24 protein-coding genes are annotated in these 17,747 nt (G+C 30.7%); all 24 read left to right on the top strand.

Annotated features, from left to right (window positions below; genetic code table 11):
- Nucleotides 1-102: 102 nt before the first annotated feature.
- Complete coding sequence (locus AWE51_RS15150) at nt 103-450, top strand: DMP19 family protein (RefSeq protein WP_157766117.1); 348 nt, start codon at nt 103-105, stop codon at nt 448-450.
- Nucleotides 451-632: 182 nt separating this feature from the next.
- Nucleotides 633-1,136 carry a hypothetical protein gene (locus AWE51_RS15155; RefSeq protein ID WP_066314936.1) on the top strand — a complete coding sequence of 168 codons (504 nt, stop codon included), beginning with the start codon at nt 633-635 and terminating at the stop codon, nt 1,134-1,136.
- 8 nt (nt 1,137-1,144) lie between these two features.
- Nucleotides 1,145-1,423 (top strand): hypothetical protein, encoded by a 279-nt coding sequence (locus AWE51_RS15160; RefSeq protein ID WP_066314943.1) that lies wholly within the window; start codon nt 1,145-1,147, stop codon nt 1,421-1,423.
- Between the two features lie 285 nt (nt 1,424-1,708).
- Complete coding sequence (locus tag AWE51_RS15165) at nt 1,709-2,149, top strand: DMP19 family protein (protein WP_157766118.1); 441 nt, start codon at nt 1,709-1,711, stop codon at nt 2,147-2,149.
- Between the two features lie 143 nt (nt 2,150-2,292).
- Nucleotides 2,293-2,925, top strand: coding sequence for a hypothetical protein (locus AWE51_RS15170; RefSeq protein ID WP_066314950.1), 633 nt, complete (start codon nt 2,293-2,295; stop codon nt 2,923-2,925).
- A gap of 195 nt (nt 2,926-3,120) precedes the next feature.
- The gene (locus AWE51_RS15175) at nt 3,121-3,549 is read left to right on the top strand and encodes a hypothetical protein (protein ID WP_066314951.1); all 429 of its coding nucleotides are present in this window, start codon (nt 3,121-3,123) and stop codon (nt 3,547-3,549) included.
- A gap of 201 nt (nt 3,550-3,750) precedes the next feature.
- Nucleotides 3,751-4,377, top strand: coding sequence for a hypothetical protein (locus AWE51_RS15180; protein ID WP_066314953.1), 627 nt, complete (start codon nt 3,751-3,753; stop codon nt 4,375-4,377).
- Nucleotides 4,378-4,580: 203 nt separating this feature from the next.
- Nucleotides 4,581-5,264 (top strand): hypothetical protein, encoded by a 684-nt coding sequence (locus AWE51_RS15185; protein WP_066314956.1) that lies wholly within the window; start codon nt 4,581-4,583, stop codon nt 5,262-5,264.
- A 154-nt stretch (nt 5,265-5,418) separates the two neighbouring features.
- Nucleotides 5,419-5,784 carry a hypothetical protein gene (locus AWE51_RS15190; protein ID WP_066314958.1) on the top strand — a complete coding sequence of 122 codons (366 nt, stop codon included), beginning with the start codon at nt 5,419-5,421 and terminating at the stop codon, nt 5,782-5,784.
- Nucleotides 5,785-6,005: 221 nt separating this feature from the next.
- Nucleotides 6,006-6,980: a hypothetical protein gene (locus AWE51_RS15195; protein ID WP_066314960.1), complete on the top strand. Its 975-nt coding sequence runs from the start codon at nt 6,006-6,008 to the stop codon at nt 6,978-6,980.
- Nucleotides 6,981-7,090: 110 nt separating this feature from the next.
- A complete protein-coding gene (locus AWE51_RS15200; RefSeq protein WP_066314962.1) occupies nt 7,091-7,696 on the top strand; it encodes a hypothetical protein in 606 nt (201 codons plus the stop codon).
- A gap of 104 nt (nt 7,697-7,800) precedes the next feature.
- Nucleotides 7,801-8,487 carry an SMI1/KNR4 family protein gene (locus AWE51_RS15205; RefSeq protein ID WP_082832464.1) on the top strand — a complete coding sequence of 229 codons (687 nt, stop codon included), beginning with the start codon at nt 7,801-7,803 and terminating at the stop codon, nt 8,485-8,487.
- Nucleotides 8,488-8,763: 276 nt separating this feature from the next.
- On the top strand, nt 8,764-9,246 hold the full coding sequence (locus tag AWE51_RS15210) for a YcxB family protein (RefSeq protein ID WP_066314965.1): 483 nt from the start codon (nt 8,764-8,766) through the stop codon (nt 9,244-9,246).
- A gap of 243 nt (nt 9,247-9,489) precedes the next feature.
- On the top strand, nt 9,490-9,780 hold the full coding sequence (locus AWE51_RS15215) for a hypothetical protein (RefSeq protein WP_157766119.1): 291 nt from the start codon (nt 9,490-9,492) through the stop codon (nt 9,778-9,780).
- 215 nt (nt 9,781-9,995) lie between these two features.
- Nucleotides 9,996-10,805, top strand: a complete 810-nt coding sequence (locus AWE51_RS15220; protein ID WP_066314969.1) for a hypothetical protein — start codon at nt 9,996-9,998, stop codon at nt 10,803-10,805.
- 157 nt (nt 10,806-10,962) lie between these two features.
- Nucleotides 10,963-11,529, top strand: coding sequence for a hypothetical protein (locus tag AWE51_RS15225; RefSeq protein WP_066314970.1), 567 nt, complete (start codon nt 10,963-10,965; stop codon nt 11,527-11,529).
- Between the two features lie 172 nt (nt 11,530-11,701).
- Nucleotides 11,702-12,370 carry a tetratricopeptide repeat protein gene (locus AWE51_RS15230; RefSeq protein WP_198403834.1) on the top strand — a complete coding sequence of 223 codons (669 nt, stop codon included), beginning with the start codon at nt 11,702-11,704 and terminating at the stop codon, nt 12,368-12,370.
- Between the two features lie 85 nt (nt 12,371-12,455).
- The gene (locus AWE51_RS15235) at nt 12,456-12,722 is read left to right on the top strand and encodes a hypothetical protein (protein ID WP_157766121.1); all 267 of its coding nucleotides are present in this window, start codon (nt 12,456-12,458) and stop codon (nt 12,720-12,722) included.
- A gap of 5 nt (nt 12,723-12,727) precedes the next feature.
- Complete coding sequence (locus AWE51_RS15240; RefSeq protein WP_066314978.1) at nt 12,728-13,351, top strand: hypothetical protein; 624 nt, start codon at nt 12,728-12,730, stop codon at nt 13,349-13,351.
- Between the two features lie 224 nt (nt 13,352-13,575).
- Nucleotides 13,576-14,241, top strand: a complete 666-nt coding sequence (locus AWE51_RS15245; protein ID WP_157766122.1) for a hypothetical protein — start codon at nt 13,576-13,578, stop codon at nt 14,239-14,241.
- A gap of 193 nt (nt 14,242-14,434) precedes the next feature.
- Complete coding sequence (locus AWE51_RS15250) at nt 14,435-14,953, top strand: TPM domain-containing protein (protein WP_157766123.1); 519 nt, start codon at nt 14,435-14,437, stop codon at nt 14,951-14,953.
- 259 nt (nt 14,954-15,212) lie between these two features.
- Nucleotides 15,213-16,679: a serine hydrolase gene (locus AWE51_RS15255; protein ID WP_066314992.1), complete on the top strand. Its 1,467-nt coding sequence runs from the start codon at nt 15,213-15,215 to the stop codon at nt 16,677-16,679.
- A gap of 27 nt (nt 16,680-16,706) precedes the next feature.
- Nucleotides 16,707-17,132: a hypothetical protein gene (locus AWE51_RS15260; protein WP_066314994.1), complete on the top strand. Its 426-nt coding sequence runs from the start codon at nt 16,707-16,709 to the stop codon at nt 17,130-17,132.
- Between the two features lie 2 nt (nt 17,133-17,134).
- Entirely contained in the window at nt 17,135-17,470 is a 336-nt protein-coding gene (locus AWE51_RS15265) for a hypothetical protein (protein ID WP_066314996.1), read from the top strand.
- The last annotated feature ends 277 nt before the right edge of the window (nt 17,471-17,747 follow it).

Consider the following 17,747-nt stretch of genomic DNA (forward strand, 5'->3'; position numbering starts at 1 on the left):
GTGCTGCATTTGACAAACTAAGATTAATATACAATGACAAGAGAAGAAGTTCAACCTGCGTGGGAAATTATAGTTGACAAAGGATTCTCAAATTACCAAAGTTTGACTCGTGATGAAAGAGTATGGTTTAATCTGGAACCATTGACTACAGGTGGAATTTCGGATCATTATATAAATTATGGAGCGGAATACAACAAGGACACTATTAAAGATCTGGAATATATCGAATGTCACGAAGTTGCCAACCTTCTAAAAAGAATGAATCGATTTTTCTTATGGGGACGACCTTCAAAAAATATTGATCGACGAAATCGGCAAATTATGAGGATTGGAGATAAACATCCTGATTTACTGGATGAAATTGACGCTAAATATTGGAAGTTAAATGACGGACTGGAAAAAACTCTGATGGAACATATCAATAGAACGGGAATTGGATTAATAAAATAAAACGCCGCACAACACAATATATGATGTCATAGCAGCGAAGTGATCAATCCAATGGTTATTGTATATTTATAAAGGCGCAATGCTTGCAGAATAAAAAAGTTAGCAACCAATGCGCAGAAAAATCGAAAAGCAAGGTAACATTTTGCCCTGCTACGACACATATATTAAACGTTGTACACCATATGAAAAACGTATTCTTTATAATATTATTTTTAATTGGACTATTAACATTTGGGCAAGAAAATAATCTGGAACAAATTGATCGAAAGGTGAATTTAATAGATTTGAACTCTGAACTGACTATAAATGAGTTCGATTGGGTTGAATTGACGGGAATTGTAACAGACGGTGGTGGAATTTTAAAAGTCTGGAAGAGTAACAACAATATTCATAAAGTCGTTCAAGAAATTGGACGTTCTTATGGACGAATTAGGACGACTATTTATTTGACTAATGAAATCCCTATAAAAGTTATCGAAACAGAAGAAAACTTTGAACAAACGGATGACGGTTTAAATTACTCAAAACTCGATCAAGTTTTTAAACAGGAATTTTTTGTTTTCAATTGGGAAATGGGAGAAGGAAAATACAAAAAGACTGGAAAAAGAGTGATGAGTGAAAGTGGTTGTTCTCACTTTGATTATGAACCAATTATAGAACGTGCTCAAAAAGCAATAACTAAATAAGACAATAAATGAAAAAGAATAATATTGTCGGAGTAATAATTATAGTTTTAGCTATACTTTGGATACTACATTACTCTTATAAAGCATATTTATATTATTTCACAGATTTGTTATTTTTTACGATGTTACCAAACTATGTCCTCGTGATAAATGTAATTCTTGGATTCTTGATGATTTTATTTAGTCTTAAAACTATAAAAGGTAATTTCAAATTAAATAAAACTATAGTCATATCAATTTCAGCAATTGCTTTAGGTGCTATATTAGAAATTACTGCACCATTATAAAAAACGCTGTACAACACTATATATGTGATCATAGCAGCAAAGCGATGAATCAAAAGGTTGTTGTATTTTTGACAAGGCGCAATGCTTGCAGAATGGAAAAGTTAGCAACCAATGCGCAGATAAAGTCGAAAAGCAAGGTAACATTTTGCTCTGCTACGACACATATATTAAACGTTGTAACACATTACGAAGAACACTTTGAAAAAATTATTAATACTCATAGCATCATTATTTTCAGCCAATGCAAGTTCGCAAACTGAATTTGATTTGGACAAAATTTTGCAAATGGAGAGACGAGATATGATTGTTATGGAAATAGACACATATTTGAATAAAAAATGTGACTACGGAGAGAAAATTGACCGATTGAATGAATCGCAAAAAACCTTATTGATTATTGAAAATTTAGAACGTGAAATTAATAACGGTGGATTTCATCAATTTTATTGGAATTCGAGTGGAGATTATGCGAATGAAACTGTTGACGCTTTAGTAAAAATCGGAGCGAATAAAACAGCCGAAATAGTTAAAAAAGCTAATTCGGAATTTAAAAACGGAACTGCACCAAAAGACAGAGCTGAAAGACAAAATGAACTTGACCTGATTGAGGAAAAAGCAGAGGAAAATTGGAACAAATGCGATTCTGAATTTTATGAATATCAGGATAATTTGACCGAATTATTAATTGCATTTGTGGTTAAAAACAAATCAAATTTTGAAAAATAACGTGTTACAACAATGTATAACCGCAATTACGGCGGATTCGACTACGTCCGAATCCACTCGGAATTGCTAAGGTCTGTGCTTAACCGAAAAACAGTAACTTTAAACCCGTAACTGACGGTTATACGAAACCGTTACCAATAATTATGAAACAAATTTTACTATATACTTTTATCATTTTTTTGTTCTCCTGTAAACCCGAAGTAAAAAACTCCAAGGCAATTGAGTCTATGGAAAAGCAACTTATCGAAATGGAAAAGAAAAGAGAAGAAATGGAAAAACGGCTAAAACGAGATGATAGTCTTCTTGCTGAAATTCAAATTGCTATTGAGAAAAATAAATTTGTTCCTGACGTTACCGTTATTGATGAAAAATATAGTTTAAATCCTTTTAAATTAGAGAAACCTATCCTAAAAAATCTATTCAGAAGTCAATATTCTTCTGTTGACACAACATTATTCAACAACAGGCACGTTGATAATCAAATTGACACAGTTTTTACTTTCAAGTACGGCTCTTCATTTATAGAAATTTATAAAAACTCAAGTGAGGAATTTATAAAAAATGGTTTTTCAAATTCTGATACTTTAAATCTTAATCGCGGTTTGAGATATGGAATGAGTAAAACTGACTTTTTAAAACTATTATCAAATAAAGATTCAATATCAAATTCACATAATAACTTTAGAATTCAGAACCCAGAAATAGTACAAAATGTGGATCTTAAATTTGTGAATAGCAAATTGGAATATATTCATTTTGAGGGGTATTTGGATTAAAAAACTATTGGCAACATTATATATGAAATCAGAGCAAAGTTTAGTGCTAGATCGAATAGTCATTTCCTTTTTGCAGTGGCGCTAGATTTTTATAAATTAAACAAGAAATAAAAATGCGCAGATAGATCAATTGGTTCAGGTTTAATTGCCTTGCTCCGACACATATATTAAACGTTGTGTACAAGCGGGAAAATTATGAACGAAATAGAAATCGCTAAATATTACTTTATAACCAAAATAAATGAACCTGAGGATAATTCGCTTGAATTTGAACTCATTTGTGGAGTGGTTTCTGAAAATGAAGAAGACGTGTTAATTGTAGATAAAAACCTCGGACCGGCACGACGAATTTTAGAGGATGATAACAATCGTTATAAAATCACATTTGATAGTTACATCGGATACGCTGTTTTAGATGAAAGTTATGCTGATAAATTAAGTGATAATTTCACTGGATATAACCCGAGGATTTACTCTGAATCAAATTTCCTGAATTATATAAAAGAGGATACTTTTGCCACTAAGGATTATCCTGGAGAATTTAAACATTATGCTTTTCTGAGTAAAAATCACTTACTGAATGTAGCAGCGGAATCGGAACCCAAAATTAAAAAAATAAAATAGCCAGTACACAACAACATATATGTGATCATAACAGTTAGGTCGATCAATCGAATGGTTGTTGTATTTTTGGTAAGGCGCAATACTTGCAGAATGAAAAAGTTAGCAACCAATGCGCAGTTTTTGTCAAAAACAGGGTAACATTTTGCTCTGCTACGACACATATATTAAACGTTGTGAGCAAGCTGAAAAAACCAAATCTGAATGTTTGATTTTCTAAGAAAGAAAAAGCAATTAACCAAAGAAGAGAAATTTTGGAATTACTTTACGAAAAATAAAAAGTCGCTTGAGGAATTTATCAATTCGGACTTGTCCGACTACACAGCTTACAATAATCTGACTGACGAAATTCACGAATTTTCTGAATTACTTTTTCCGGAGATAACTCAAAACAATGACGGAAAGTATGTTTTGATTATCACACCAGATGGAAAACCAAGCGGGATTCCGCACACCGAAAAACTTTACAACTCGAAGCCTGAAATTGAGAATTGGATAGTCGAAAAATTTAGACAGCCAAAAGATGAATTAAAATTTAAATACGACGGACTTGAATATCCAAGTTCGGATATTGAAATTTTGCCTGAATTAGATTCAGAAAATGAAAAAATAAATATTCGAGTCTTTATAAGAAATATGGACTTGGATAAAGATAAATACCAAACTATGGCTTGGCTATATTTGGATAATATTCTTGGTGAATTCAATTCAATTACAAAAATCGGATATGTAGATTTTTTTCACTTGGACGAAGAAAAAACTGTGAAGGACGGAATTTCAATTTTGGAATTGAGAAAACTGATTGACAAAGAGATTTATAAAGTAAAATAAAAAGCAAGCTCACAACATGATATATGATGTCATAGCAGCAAAGTGATCAATCAATTGGTTATTGTATTTTTGGTAAGGCGCAATGCTTGCAGAATGGAAAAGTTAGCAATCACTGCGCAGGAAAAATCGAAAAGCAAGGTAACAATTTGCCCTGCTACGATACATATATTAAACGTTGTAAGGCATTTGAAAATCGTAATTAAATGGGAGCTTGGAGCACAGAAATAAAAGGAAATGACACCACGATGGACATTTATTCGAACTTTTTCGATAAATACAATAATGGTGGAAATCAAGTTTGGGTATCAAACGAAATCAAAGCGGAATTTGCCGACTATTTTTCAGATTCAGACGACCGAAACAATTCCCTATTCGGACTTGCTTTAGCTCAGTGGGAAACAAAATCTCTTGAACCAGAAATTTTAAAAGAGGTAAAGGAAATAATTGACAATGAAACTGACTTGAAAATGTGGAAAGAACTTGGTGCTGATGAAAAGACTATTCAAGAAAGAAAATCGGAATTGCAAGACTTTTTAAAATTAATCTCAGCCGAAAAACCTAAGGCGAAGAGAAGGGTTAGACCAAAATTTGAATTTACAACAAACGAACTTATCCGAATTTCAACTGCCGATAGGACAAAAGAATTTAGAGTAAACGAAGAATTTACAAACGGAAAATATATTCATACAAGTGGAATAATGGAATGGAATTCTGGTGGCGGAGCAGGAATAATGTACTTCAATGGGGAAGGGAAAAAAGTGTCTGCCAAATGGATTGACAATAGTAACTTGGAAATAATTCACGAACCGAATTTGACTTTTGTAAAAAAGGAAAGCGACTCATTTTTTTGTGGAGATCAAGTAAAAATTGAATATAAAACTGAATAAAAAAAACGCCTTACAACAACGTGTATAATTAATTACTGCGGAATTCCTTCGCAGGAATTCACTCGAATTAATTAACTTAGCTCAACGTCGGAAAATCCTAACTGATTTTCCGTAACTAACCATACACAAACCGTTGGCAAACATTAGCCGAGACATGATCAATCACGCAAAATGGAAATTAATTATGAATAATAAAGTATTCAAAATATCTATTCTATTTTTAATTTTAATAATATCCAATTCTTGCTCTCAAACTCCTAAAGAAAGTTATGAGAAGTTAAAATCTATTAAAATACAAGGATTGATCATCGATACCAAAACTGGAAAAGGTGGCTATTCTTTACTAGTAGCTGAGCAAAAAGATACTTTTCAAATTTGGAATACTTTCGTACAAAATGCACATATTTCATTTTTTGTTGGTGATTCTATTTTTAAAAGCAAGGGAGAAATGATTTATAAAGTTAAAAGAAATGACTCTTCTTATACTTTTGATGCAAGTGGTGCAATATTTAACTATTGACTTGACAAATCAAAATCTAAAAAAAGAACATTATACAACACCATATATGTGATCATAGCAGTTCAGTGATCGATCGATTGGTTGTTGTATTTTTGGTAAGACGCAATGCTTGCAAAAAGTAAAAGTTAGCAACCAATGCGCAGAAAGATAGAAAAGTAGGGTAACATTTTGCCCTGCTACGACACATATATTAAACGTTGTGCGTCATTTGAACAAAAATTATGGAAAAACAAAAAAGAGGGTTTAAACTATCAAAAGTTAATTGGATTTTTGCTTCAATAGTAATCGGAATTTCGACCTTAATATTTTTAAAAAGAGATGGGATAAACGGATTTAGTATTGGTTACCTATTCGGATCAATTGTAACTTCCGCAATAATACCTTTATTTTTCGCCCTTATAGTTTGGTTAATAAAAGGAAGGAAAGAATACTCAGGAACATATACTTTTAATATCGTTCTAACTCTAATGTGCTTTGGAATGATAAAAGAAATTGGATCAATGAGTAAAGAGCAATCTGAAAGCGTTAATTCAATTACGAAATCAGTTGAAGAATACAAAGAAAGAATAAATAATGAAGAAGATGGACTTACGGCTTATAAAGAACACATCTCTAACGTTGATAACGGAATATCTAAAATGATTAAAAATAGTACAGGAAATGAACAGGAAGTTTATATAAACCTTCAAAAATTTTCTAACCTTAACAACTCCGTAATGATAAATTGGCAAAAAGCTTATGATTCAGTTTTGGCACCTCGAATTTTAGATTATTCTGTATTAAATAATCAAAAAGAATTTGACTATCAAATTGGAGTACTAAAATATTATCGAAAACAATCTGAATCTTATAAAAATCACTTTGAAAATAGAAAATCTATAATCATTGACCTGAATAAGGGCATTCCAGAAAACAATCAAACTCTACTTGGTGTAATGAAAGGAATAAATAAAAAAGACTCAATTCAGAAACCCGTTTTTAAACCATTCATCAATTCTCATATCAGTTATGGAAATAATTTGATTAAAATTGTTGAGTTTCTCAACTTAAACAGTGGAAAATGGGAATATGAAAATGAAGAACTAATTTTTGAGAATTCTGAACTTGAAACAAAATATTTAGAATTAATTGATAAAATCACGGAAAATGAAAATCAGGTTAACAAATGGACTGATGAACTGATTAAAGTTATGTAAAAAACGAACGCACAACAATTTGTATATTGCATATACCGCCTTCGGCAGGCAAACGCAACATACAGGAGACGTTGTGCGGCACCAAAAAAACAACAGCGAAGAAATAAAGAATGACAGAATCAAAAGAGATATTCCTTGACAAAAATTTGAGATGCGGTGGATTCTATGAACTTGCTATTCAGGTTTGTCCAAGCATTGATAATGTTCCAATAAAACTTTACACGGACTTTATTTGGACACTTAATAATGTTTCAGGGCCTTTTGATGAAGACTATAAAACCATACGAACAGACATTGAGAACATTCAACACCGTGGACTTATAAGACTTGATGATTTTGTCATTCCTTTTATGACCTATAATATTCGTGAGACAGAGCCTATTGAAACAGGATTTAATTGGTTTGATATCTGTTTTCACACAGCGGCAATTGAACACGTTTTTGGTTCAGAATATCAAACATGGACAGAGAATCTAAAAGTGCCAAAGCAGCTGACAGACTTTTTCAATAGCACATTGAAAGACTTGTATAAATTATTCCCATTTGAACTTGGAATTTTAGACTTTGAAGTTTCGGGGCAGTATTATTTAGACGACCTAAAAAAACCTCTGACTAATACTTGGACAAATTCAAACTTCTACTTAGGACGCGAAAATTTTGATTTAATAGCACCTGAGAATAGAAAGATTGTGAAACAGATTGAAGAAATAAACTGAAAAAATAAAAAGGCGACCGCACAACAATCGCTATAAAAACATGCCCTTCGGGACACGTTTCATAGCGGGGCCGTTGTGTACAAGCAAAAAAAGAACCTATAGAAATGACATTTTGGAATAAATTATTTGGAAAAGGACAAAACAACAAATCTGAAAAGAACGAGGAAAAGAAAAGCCTAAATGAAACAAATCCTATTGTTGAAAAATATATAAGTGGACTCAAGAATGCTTACTTTCAAAATAATGGACAAGAGGAATGGAAATCTTTTGAGCAAGTAATTTATGGAGCAAAAAAAGATGATATTAATAAACTTAACCAAGTCTATCCTGACGTCCCAAATGCTTTAATTAATCTTCTTGAATATGTAGATGGAACATATTGGAGGAAATATGCAAAAGAGGAAATAATATTCTTTCTTTTAGGCTCTGATATGCACGAATATCCATACTATTTATTATCAACAAAAGAAATAATCAAAAACCAAAATCAAGCGAAAGAATACTTTTCAGAATATATAGAAAGAAAATATGATGAAGTTGAAGTTGATGAGAAATTAGCTGATAAAGCCGAATCAATTAAATGGCTACATTTTTCTGACTGTATGAATAATGGTGGAACTTCTCAATTATTTATCGATTTTAGTCCATCTGAAAAGGGAACTAAAGGTCAAGTCGTAAGATATTTACACGACCCAGATGAATTAAAAGTAATAGCAGATAGTTTTGAGGAATATTTAAATATGCTAATAAAGAAAGAATTTGACTTTATCAATGAAGAAACTATTGAATGAAAAAAGCCAGTACACAACAACGTGTAAAAAACATAGGGCTATTTAGGCTTAATTTAAAGGCTTGGGTTTCTTTATGAGGTCGCCAAATTTTCAATTTGGCATTTAGAGAAAAATAAAAGCAAAATATGTAAATTTGGCTTAGTGTGAATTCGAAAGACAGTGCTTATCCTCTGCCCTACGTTCCTTACACTAAACGTTGGCGATAATTATTAAAAATGAAATTTGAATATACTTTAGAAGAAAAAGATTTTGTGAATTTTCATTTATTCTCAATTGATGAAAACAAAAAATCAAAAAAAATCAAAAAAAATCAAAAATGTTGTCAAATTAGTCATTACAGGAATTCTGGCTTATCTCGGTATTAATATGTATACAAGCAACAACCTCATATTTGCAATAATTTTGGGAATGTTAGCTATTCTTGTTTTTTTGTTTTTTGATCGATTATATAGGTCGAAACTAAAAAAACACTTCTCCAAAATAGTTCGTCAAAGTTATAATGGACGTATTGGAGAAAAAGAAACGATTGAATTTACCTCAGAATATGTAATTACTCAAGACAAAACTGGAGAAGGAAAAACTAAACTGTCCGAAATTGATAAGGTAAACGAAACTAAAAACAACTTTTTTATTAAACTTACTAACGGAACTTCTTTTATTGTTCCAAAAAATGAACCTGAGAACATAAACTTAATCAAAGACAAATTGAACGAACTCAATATCTCGATCAACGAAAACTTGGATTGGGAATGGAAATAAAACTATCGTCAACACCATATATGTGATAATAGCAGCTAAGTGACGAATCGAATGGTTCTTGTATATTTGGTAAGGCGCAATACTTACAAAAAGGAAAAGTTAGCAATCAATGCGCAGAAAAAGTTGATGGCTCGGTAACATTTTGCTCTGCTACGACACATATATTAAACGTTGTACATAATTTAAGAAATGCGAAAACTAATTTCAATATTGATGATTTTATTTCTAATTTTTAGTTGTAAAATGACAAATCTAACTGATATTGAAAAACGTTATTTGATCACTGACAATGGGAATAAAAAATTCTATTTGATTGACTTTATTAAAGAAAATCAAGAAAGCGGAAAACTGGGAGAAGTTCCAATGCTAATTGTTGACGGAAAACCATATACTTATCACTACAAAGAACTGAATGAAAAAATCAAAACCTCTAAAGGTGATATTAAACGGATTGAAATAATGGAATCTGAAAAAAGTATTCCACTATTTGGAAACGCTGGCAAATACGGAGTTGTTAAAGTTTATACTTACTGAATTGAAATAACACCTGAATAAAAACTATGTACAACACCATATATGTGATCATAACAGCTAAGTAATCAATCGAATGGTTCTTGTATATTTGGTAAGGCGCAGTGCTTGCAGAAAGTAAAAGTTAGCAACCAATGCGCAAAAAAATCGAAAAGCAGGTAACATTTTGCTCTGCTACGACACATATACAAAACGTTACCAAACATTAGAGAAAATCGATGAAATTAAAATTAATATTTCCATATCCCGCTTGGAAAGAAGTATCTGAAAAATACTTCATAACAATTCATCGAAACAAAATTCATAATTATATTGGACTTCATCCTTTAAAAAAATCAATTGGTTTTAGCGAACAAGAGGAGTCTGAAAAATTTATAAACTCATTTTATAAGATTTATAAGTTAGATAAACTCGACCGAAAGGAACTGAATACTAAAGCTACGCACGAAATAGTTTCACAAGAACTACATAATGCTGTTCAAGGACATAAATATTGTCTCAAACTTAATTGGTTTCAAGAATTTTATATTAATTGGTTTCATAAAAAATATATAATTCAGTCATTGGATTTTAAAAAAAGTATTCTAACTGGTTTTGCAGGCGCAATTATTGGAGCTTTAGTAACATTAGCTTTTCAAACCAATCAAAAAACGCAGAACGAAACGAATATTCCAATTAAAAAGGAAATTAAAAACCAGAATGAACAAAAACCAATTATTAAACTAACCGAATTTCAAGATGGACGTTGGATAAGTACAACCGATTCTCTTTCAGGAATTGAAATAAAAAATGGAAAATGGATGATGTTTTACAAAGGAACAGAAACTGATTCTACCTATATTTATGATTTCAAAATAAAAAGGGAATATATTAAGGAATTGGGAACTGAACATAAACCATTTGAGTTTTTGACCATAATGAATAAATCTGATACTCTAGATTATTCCATACTTGAATACAGTAATGAGTTGTTAAGTTTGAGTTATATTCCAAGAGGAAACACGCTGAATTATAAACCTGAAAAATAAAACGTTTGGTAACAACGTATAAAATTAATTGCTCGGTAAGTGCTTACTTGGAAAATTCCTACGGAATTTTCCACTGACAAGTATTTGTTTACTAAATTAGTTGCTCAACCACGCAACTAATCTTATACAAACCGTTAGGCTTTATTAACTAAACTGAATGAGCATACCCAAATATTTATTTCATTATTACGAACTTGAAAACGGACCATTCCGAAACATTACGGAATATGGTCATGAAAAAGCTGAAAATATTCAAGATAAAATTAGGGAAGGATGGAATAGTAAAAGACCTGAAAACTATCTTGACTTGAGATTCTCTTTAGAAAAAAGAATTAAAGATCATTTTATCTTAAAGGGAGGAAAACCGAACAGGAAAGATCCTTTTTATTTTACTTTAGGAGAATGTGAGTTTGCAAAATCTTGGTATATAAATCCAGGTGTCATTAAAATTCCACTAACTAATTTTAAACCTGAGCATATAAGTTTTACGTATCCTGACAGTATGATTTCCTATCAGTTTTATGATGAACCTAAACTTAAAACTTATCGAAAGAATTGTAACGGTCAAATTTTCTTATTAAATGAAATGAATGATCTTATTGGAGAGTATGGACTACCTAATGAGGAAAAATCTCAAACAGATGAGAAGTTTAAATATGATAAATATATAGAAGCTCAAGTTTGGGATGATCAAATAATAAAAAAGTATAAAACAAAAGCCTAACACTATATATGTGATCATAGCAGCTAAGAGATCAATCGAATGGTTATTATAGTTTTGGTAAGGCGCAATGCTTGCAAAAAGTAAAAGCTAGCAACCAATGCGCAGAAAAATCAAAAAGCAAGGTAGCATTTAGCCTTGCTACGACACATATATTAAACGTTAGCTTTCATTAATGAAACGGATAATTATAATATTATGCTTTTTGACATTTATCTCTTGCGATTTCAAATCATCGGAGGATTATAACGCTCTAGCAGAGAAATTGGAGCAAGAAGAAAGATATTCCGAGGCTATTAAATTATTGGATATAGCAATTGAAAAAGATCCTGAAAACATATATGCCTTAACTAACAGAGCTGTAGATAAATCAATATTAGAAAATTATAGAGGTGCAATAGAAGATTATAATAAGATTATTGAAATAGACTCTGACAATACACTCGCATTTCTAAATAGAGGAAAGAACAAAACAAGATTAGAAGATTACCAAGGTGCAATTAAGGATTTTGAAAAAGCAATTAAAACCAAAGGGAGTGAAATGCTCTACGTAAATAAAGTTGAAAATTCAATTATAGAAACGGGATTTGAATTTGATGTTGCTATGGAAGAAATCAGATATGAAAGAGGGATCGCTAGATACAATATAGATAGTTTAAAACTTGCATTTGACGATTTCAACTTTTGCCTTGAAAAGAGTTTTCTAAAACCTGAAAGTTTATATTGGAGAGGAATAATCTATATGTCTTATGGAATGAAAAATGAAGGTTGTATTGATTTGAACGAAGCCAATAAATTGAAAAATCCTGAAGCGCAGAAAATGATCAACGAATACTGTAAATAAAAACGAAAAGCTAACAATTTGTATATTGCATATGCCGCCTTCGGCAGGCAAACGCAATATACAAGGACCGTTAGCTGTAATTGCAATGACTATAACCAAATATCATATTGAATTGTATAAAAAAGTTGGAGGTGATGTAGACCATCTTCAGCGAATAGGAACTTCCGAAGAAAAAAGTATCGCCAATCAAAACATCATTGTAGAAATGGAAGAACTTGTTTCTAATTTGGAACTAATAAAAAATGGAATGACCTCGAATCAATATGAGGAAGAAATAAACGCAAAGCTTAACAAATTATACATTGATGATTCCATAATTGCTGAATTGAAAAAACTGAAATCATTTAGATAGAATTTATGAAACCATCTTTGGAATTACCGAAAACTTTAAGAGCTCCTGAAATTGATGAAGTTCCTATAAATTCATCAGTAAGTGAACGTTTAAAGCTACGAGAAACAGCAAAAATTGTGGAAGGATTCAAAATTCTACCAAAAGACAATAATCCTGAAAACAAAGAATTAGCTTTTAATTTCTACGCAGAAATTAATATTGATAACTCAAAACTTTGGGATTTGATAATTGAATTGAGTCAACAGATGCCAGATGAAATTTCATTGATTTTTAATCATTCTGATTGTGACCCTGAATACGGAAAATATTCTGACAGAAATCAAACTCTTGACTTTCTTTCTAAATATAAGACTGAAATTATTTCTGATACGTTTATCGATATTGGAATGATTTTTCATTCGGATTATGAATTGATCGAAATTTTCGTTCCCGAATCTAAATACATAAAGTTTTGGGGAGTTGACCAAGAATCATTTCTCAAATCGATGAATAAGTTTGACCTTAAAGAAATTGATGGAATTGAATTTGTTGATGAATATCCAAAGGTTAGAGAACCTTTAAGGTTTTTCGAAAAAAACACAATTGATTCAAACAAACTGATTGAATTATTAAGAACAAATTTTAAATAAAAAACTACAGATAACAAGGTGTATAAAATCATAGTGGCTAAAAGCCACAACGATTCATACACGTAACGTTACCACACATTTGAAAAACCGAATTGGATAAAATTAACAGAATTCTTTTTTTAATCTTTATTTCTATTCCAATATTCAGTTTTGGACAGATTGAAAATAGATGGCAACCTGACAGTATTTATACAAACCGACAAGTAAAGAAAATATTTGTCTATATGAATTCACCAAAAGACTTATCTGAAATCATAGAATTTGACCGAACTGGAAAAAGAATACGCTCGACAAAATATAGTGCCTCGTATAATCGAAAGACACGGAAAAGAAAATGGATTGAAAAAATAAATCTGTTTGACTATAACAAAAAAAATCAACTGGTTAAAATAACAGATTCGATTGGACGGGATTCTATAATTTTTAAATATGAGAGTAGTGAAAAATTGACTTTTTCCAGAAAGAATTTGGGAAATTTTGTCTATGAAACGTCGTATAGTTATCAACCTTATGAATCTACAACCACAAGAAAAAATGATTCGATTATCGTATATCATAAGACTAAAGAATACGACAATGACTTTTATGTGAAAAGGTTTTATGGATATTATTTTGAGCCAAAACTTAAAAAAATGGTGGATACTATTAACGGAATTTCAAACACAATCTCCTATAAAGATTATAAGTATCTAGAAAAATTTAACGACGACAATACTATTACAAATTCTTTCAACGAAAAAGACCAACTTATAAAGTCCGATATCTATTCGAAATTTATGAACGACCGAATAAACCAATACCAACTAATTTATAAGTATTACGACAACGGACTTTTGAAAAGTATTCGCGGATATGTGCCAAGATATTTTGAATATGAATTCTGGGAATAAAACGTGTGGTAACAAAACCTATGCGATAATGCGGGTTTTGTGATTAATCGAAAAGTTATTGCTAATTTGGTTTGTCGCCAAAGATTTAAATTTAGTATTTTAAAAAAATATAAAAACAAAACATAAACTTTGGCTCTGTGTTAATTCGAAAAGTTAGTGTCTTTTTGCACGCTACGTTTCATACACAAGTCCGTTGTACACAATCCTAATAATGAAAACTCAAAAAGTATTATTACTTATTACAATATTTAGCTTTGCTGTAATTAAAGGTTTTACACAAGACACGGGAATTGACAAAAATCTTTTCCCGGAGCCTATAGGTTATGTAAATGACTTTGAAAAGATTCTGACTGACGAACAAGAAGCCCAACTGACAAAATTCCTGACCGTTTATGAACAAAATACTACTAATGAAATTGCAGTTGTTACTTTAAATACAATAGAGACTTATTCCAATTTCGATCAATATGCAATAGACTTATCAAACCTTTGGGGAGTTGGTAAGAAAAAGAAAAATAATGGACTGACTATAATTTTTAGCAAATCATTGAGAAAAATTCGAATCGTTACTGGATTCGGAACTGAAAAGAAACTGACAAACGAGATTTGTAAACAGGTAATAGACCAGATCATAATTCCAGAGTTCAAGAAAGGAGAATTTTATGATGGAGTTTTATTAGGTTTAGCGGAATTGATGAAAAGATGGATATAAAACTATGCACAACACGATATATGTGATCATACCAGCCAAGTGATGAATCGAATGGTTGTTGTATTTTTGGTAAGGCGCAATGCTTGCAAAAAGTAAAAGTTGGCAATCAATGCGCAGAAAAATCGAAAAGCAAGGTAACATTTTGCCCTGCTACGACACATATATTAAACGTTAACATTAATTAATTACTCTGTAACAAAAAACAGTATTTGAAGTCTGATTGATAAAGTAAATCATCATCAATCAAAAAAATCTTATAATGAAAACCAAAACACCTGTTTTTTTTCTACTTATTTTAAATATCTTATTTACAGTTTCCTGCTCAAAGAATAAGAGCAGTACATCTACAAAATCTGAACAATTTAATACAGAAATAGATAGTTACATAATGTCACTTATTAAAGCTGACCAAATTCCCGGAATGGCAGTTGCAGTCGTAAAAGATGGAACTATTATCCATAAGAAAAATTATGGTGTCGCAAATATAGTACACAACGTGCCAGTAACAGACAGCACGTTATTTAGAGCTTATTCAACATCAAAGCTTGTGACAGCTGTAGCTATATTCCAATTAATTGAGAATAAAGAAATAGGATTAAATGATTTTATATCAGAGTATATTGATGACCTACCAACTAAATGGAGTAGTATAGAAATAGAACATTTATTATCTCATTCTTCTGGGTTACCAGATATCATAGATTACAATAAAGACATATCAGATAAATTGTTACTTACCGAGATTTCTAAAAAACCTGTTCAATTTGAAAAAGGTCAAAGGTTTCAGTACAATCAAACAAACTTTTGGTTTCTTAAATTGATTATTGAAAAAGTAACCAATCAAACATTTGAAACATTTGTAAGAAAGAATCAATTTGAAAATAATGAAAAACAAGTGATTTTTGCTTCAAATAGTTTGGTTGCGTTTCCGAATCGAGTACCTAAATATCAATTCAATAAAGATTTTAACGCTTACGAACTTTCAACTTTCGAAGCAGGTAATCGTTCATTAGCAGGAAATGGATTAAATATAACATTAAATTCATTTTTAGAATGGAACACAAAATTAGATAACAACAAATTGCTTAAGGAAGAAACTAAACTAAAAATGATGTCACCTTTCCAATTTACAGATAGCAATTCATCTTTTGGTCATAGTTGGGGAATTTTTGGTCCTAAAGGAAAACAATATTATGGGTTTGCTGGTGGCGGTGTAAGTGCATTAATGAAATTCATAGATAAAGATTTAACCATTATTATTTTATCAAACGGATTTAAAAATAGACCTGTTATTTCCAATGCTGTTACCTATATTTCAGGATTAATGGATGAAGAATTAGTTAGAAAAGATAGAATGCTGAATGAAGATATTCGACTGGCTTTTATTATAAATGATTATAAGACAGCAGTTGAAATATACAACCAGATAAAACAAGATAATAAAGATATTAACTTTGAACGAGGACTGGGTAGAACTGGCTACTTGTACTTATCAAATAATGAAATAGCTAAATCGATATCAATCTTTAAATTATATACAAAAGAGTATCCTAATTCCTATAATGCTTTTGATAGTCTTGGAGAAGCATATTTTAAGAATAAACAGTACGATTTGTCTAAAAAAAATTATAGAATATCATTGGATTTAGAACCAAAAAATAAAAATGCCGAAGATATGTTAAAGAAAATCGAAGAAATAACTAATGCTAACACCGTATATAATTAATTGCTTTGGCAAGTGCTTATTTGAAAAATGACTAGAAGTGAGTTTAAAAAACATATTGAAAAAACACTTTATGAATTGAAGTTGTATGCTGAATTACATTATGGACAGGAACTTCCAAATGACTTTGAATTTGAATGGTGTTTAGTAGAAAAAACAAAAGCCATCGGAAATAATGATATTATTGAATTAATTACCGATAAAGTCTATTTAAATGAAAAAGAAATATATCCTTGTGTTGACTTAGTTGCAGAAAAAATAACTCTAGATAATCGAATCTATATTAGTGGACGAATTTCGGAACATAAACCAAGAGAATTTGGTAAAGGATGGAGTAATAGACCTGGTCCGTTTATTTATAGTTTAGGTCCTGGATTTATTAATAAAAAAATAAAAACTGACTCTAAAGAGTTTAAAGAATTATTGTTTAAAAAAGGTTTAATTCATTATAATTAACAATGAGTATTTTATTTATTACAATCGGAGTTGTTGTTGGAGCAATTATTCTAGGTATAGGAATTGTCTATTTGAGATATTTTATTCCATTGCGTCCACAAGAAAATGGATTTGAATATGTTCATGTAAATGATGATGGAACTGTACGTGAGTTATATAAGGATGAGGTTGAATATTTGAATGAGGAATTTCATCCAACTGATGGAGCAAGACCATATATTAAAAGTCGATATAAGTCATTAACACCTGATAAAAGAATGTCAGGTTTTATACAACGGAATAGAGTTCCGAAAAAAGTGGAAATAAAAAACGTTGTACAACAAAGTATAAAAAAATAGAGCACGAGGTTGATGAAACCGGAGCTTCGGGTGTATTTTCGAAGTCACCAAATTTTTAATTTGGCTTTTAGAATGAAAAGTTAAAACAAAATAAAAAATTCAGTTTGTACTTAATTCGAAAAGTATTGTATATAAACGCTCTACTTTTCTTATGCGAGACGTTGTAAGCCATTTGATGAAAAAAATATTTATAATTTTAATAATATCTATAACATTAGTAATTGGACTAATATGGATACTTGGTCAAAAAACTAAATTTAGTTACGTGGAGAATAAC

The organism is Aquimarina aggregata, assembly GCF_001632745.1.
GTDB classification, from domain to species: Bacteria; Bacteroidota; Bacteroidia; order Flavobacteriales; family Flavobacteriaceae; genus Aquimarina; species Aquimarina aggregata.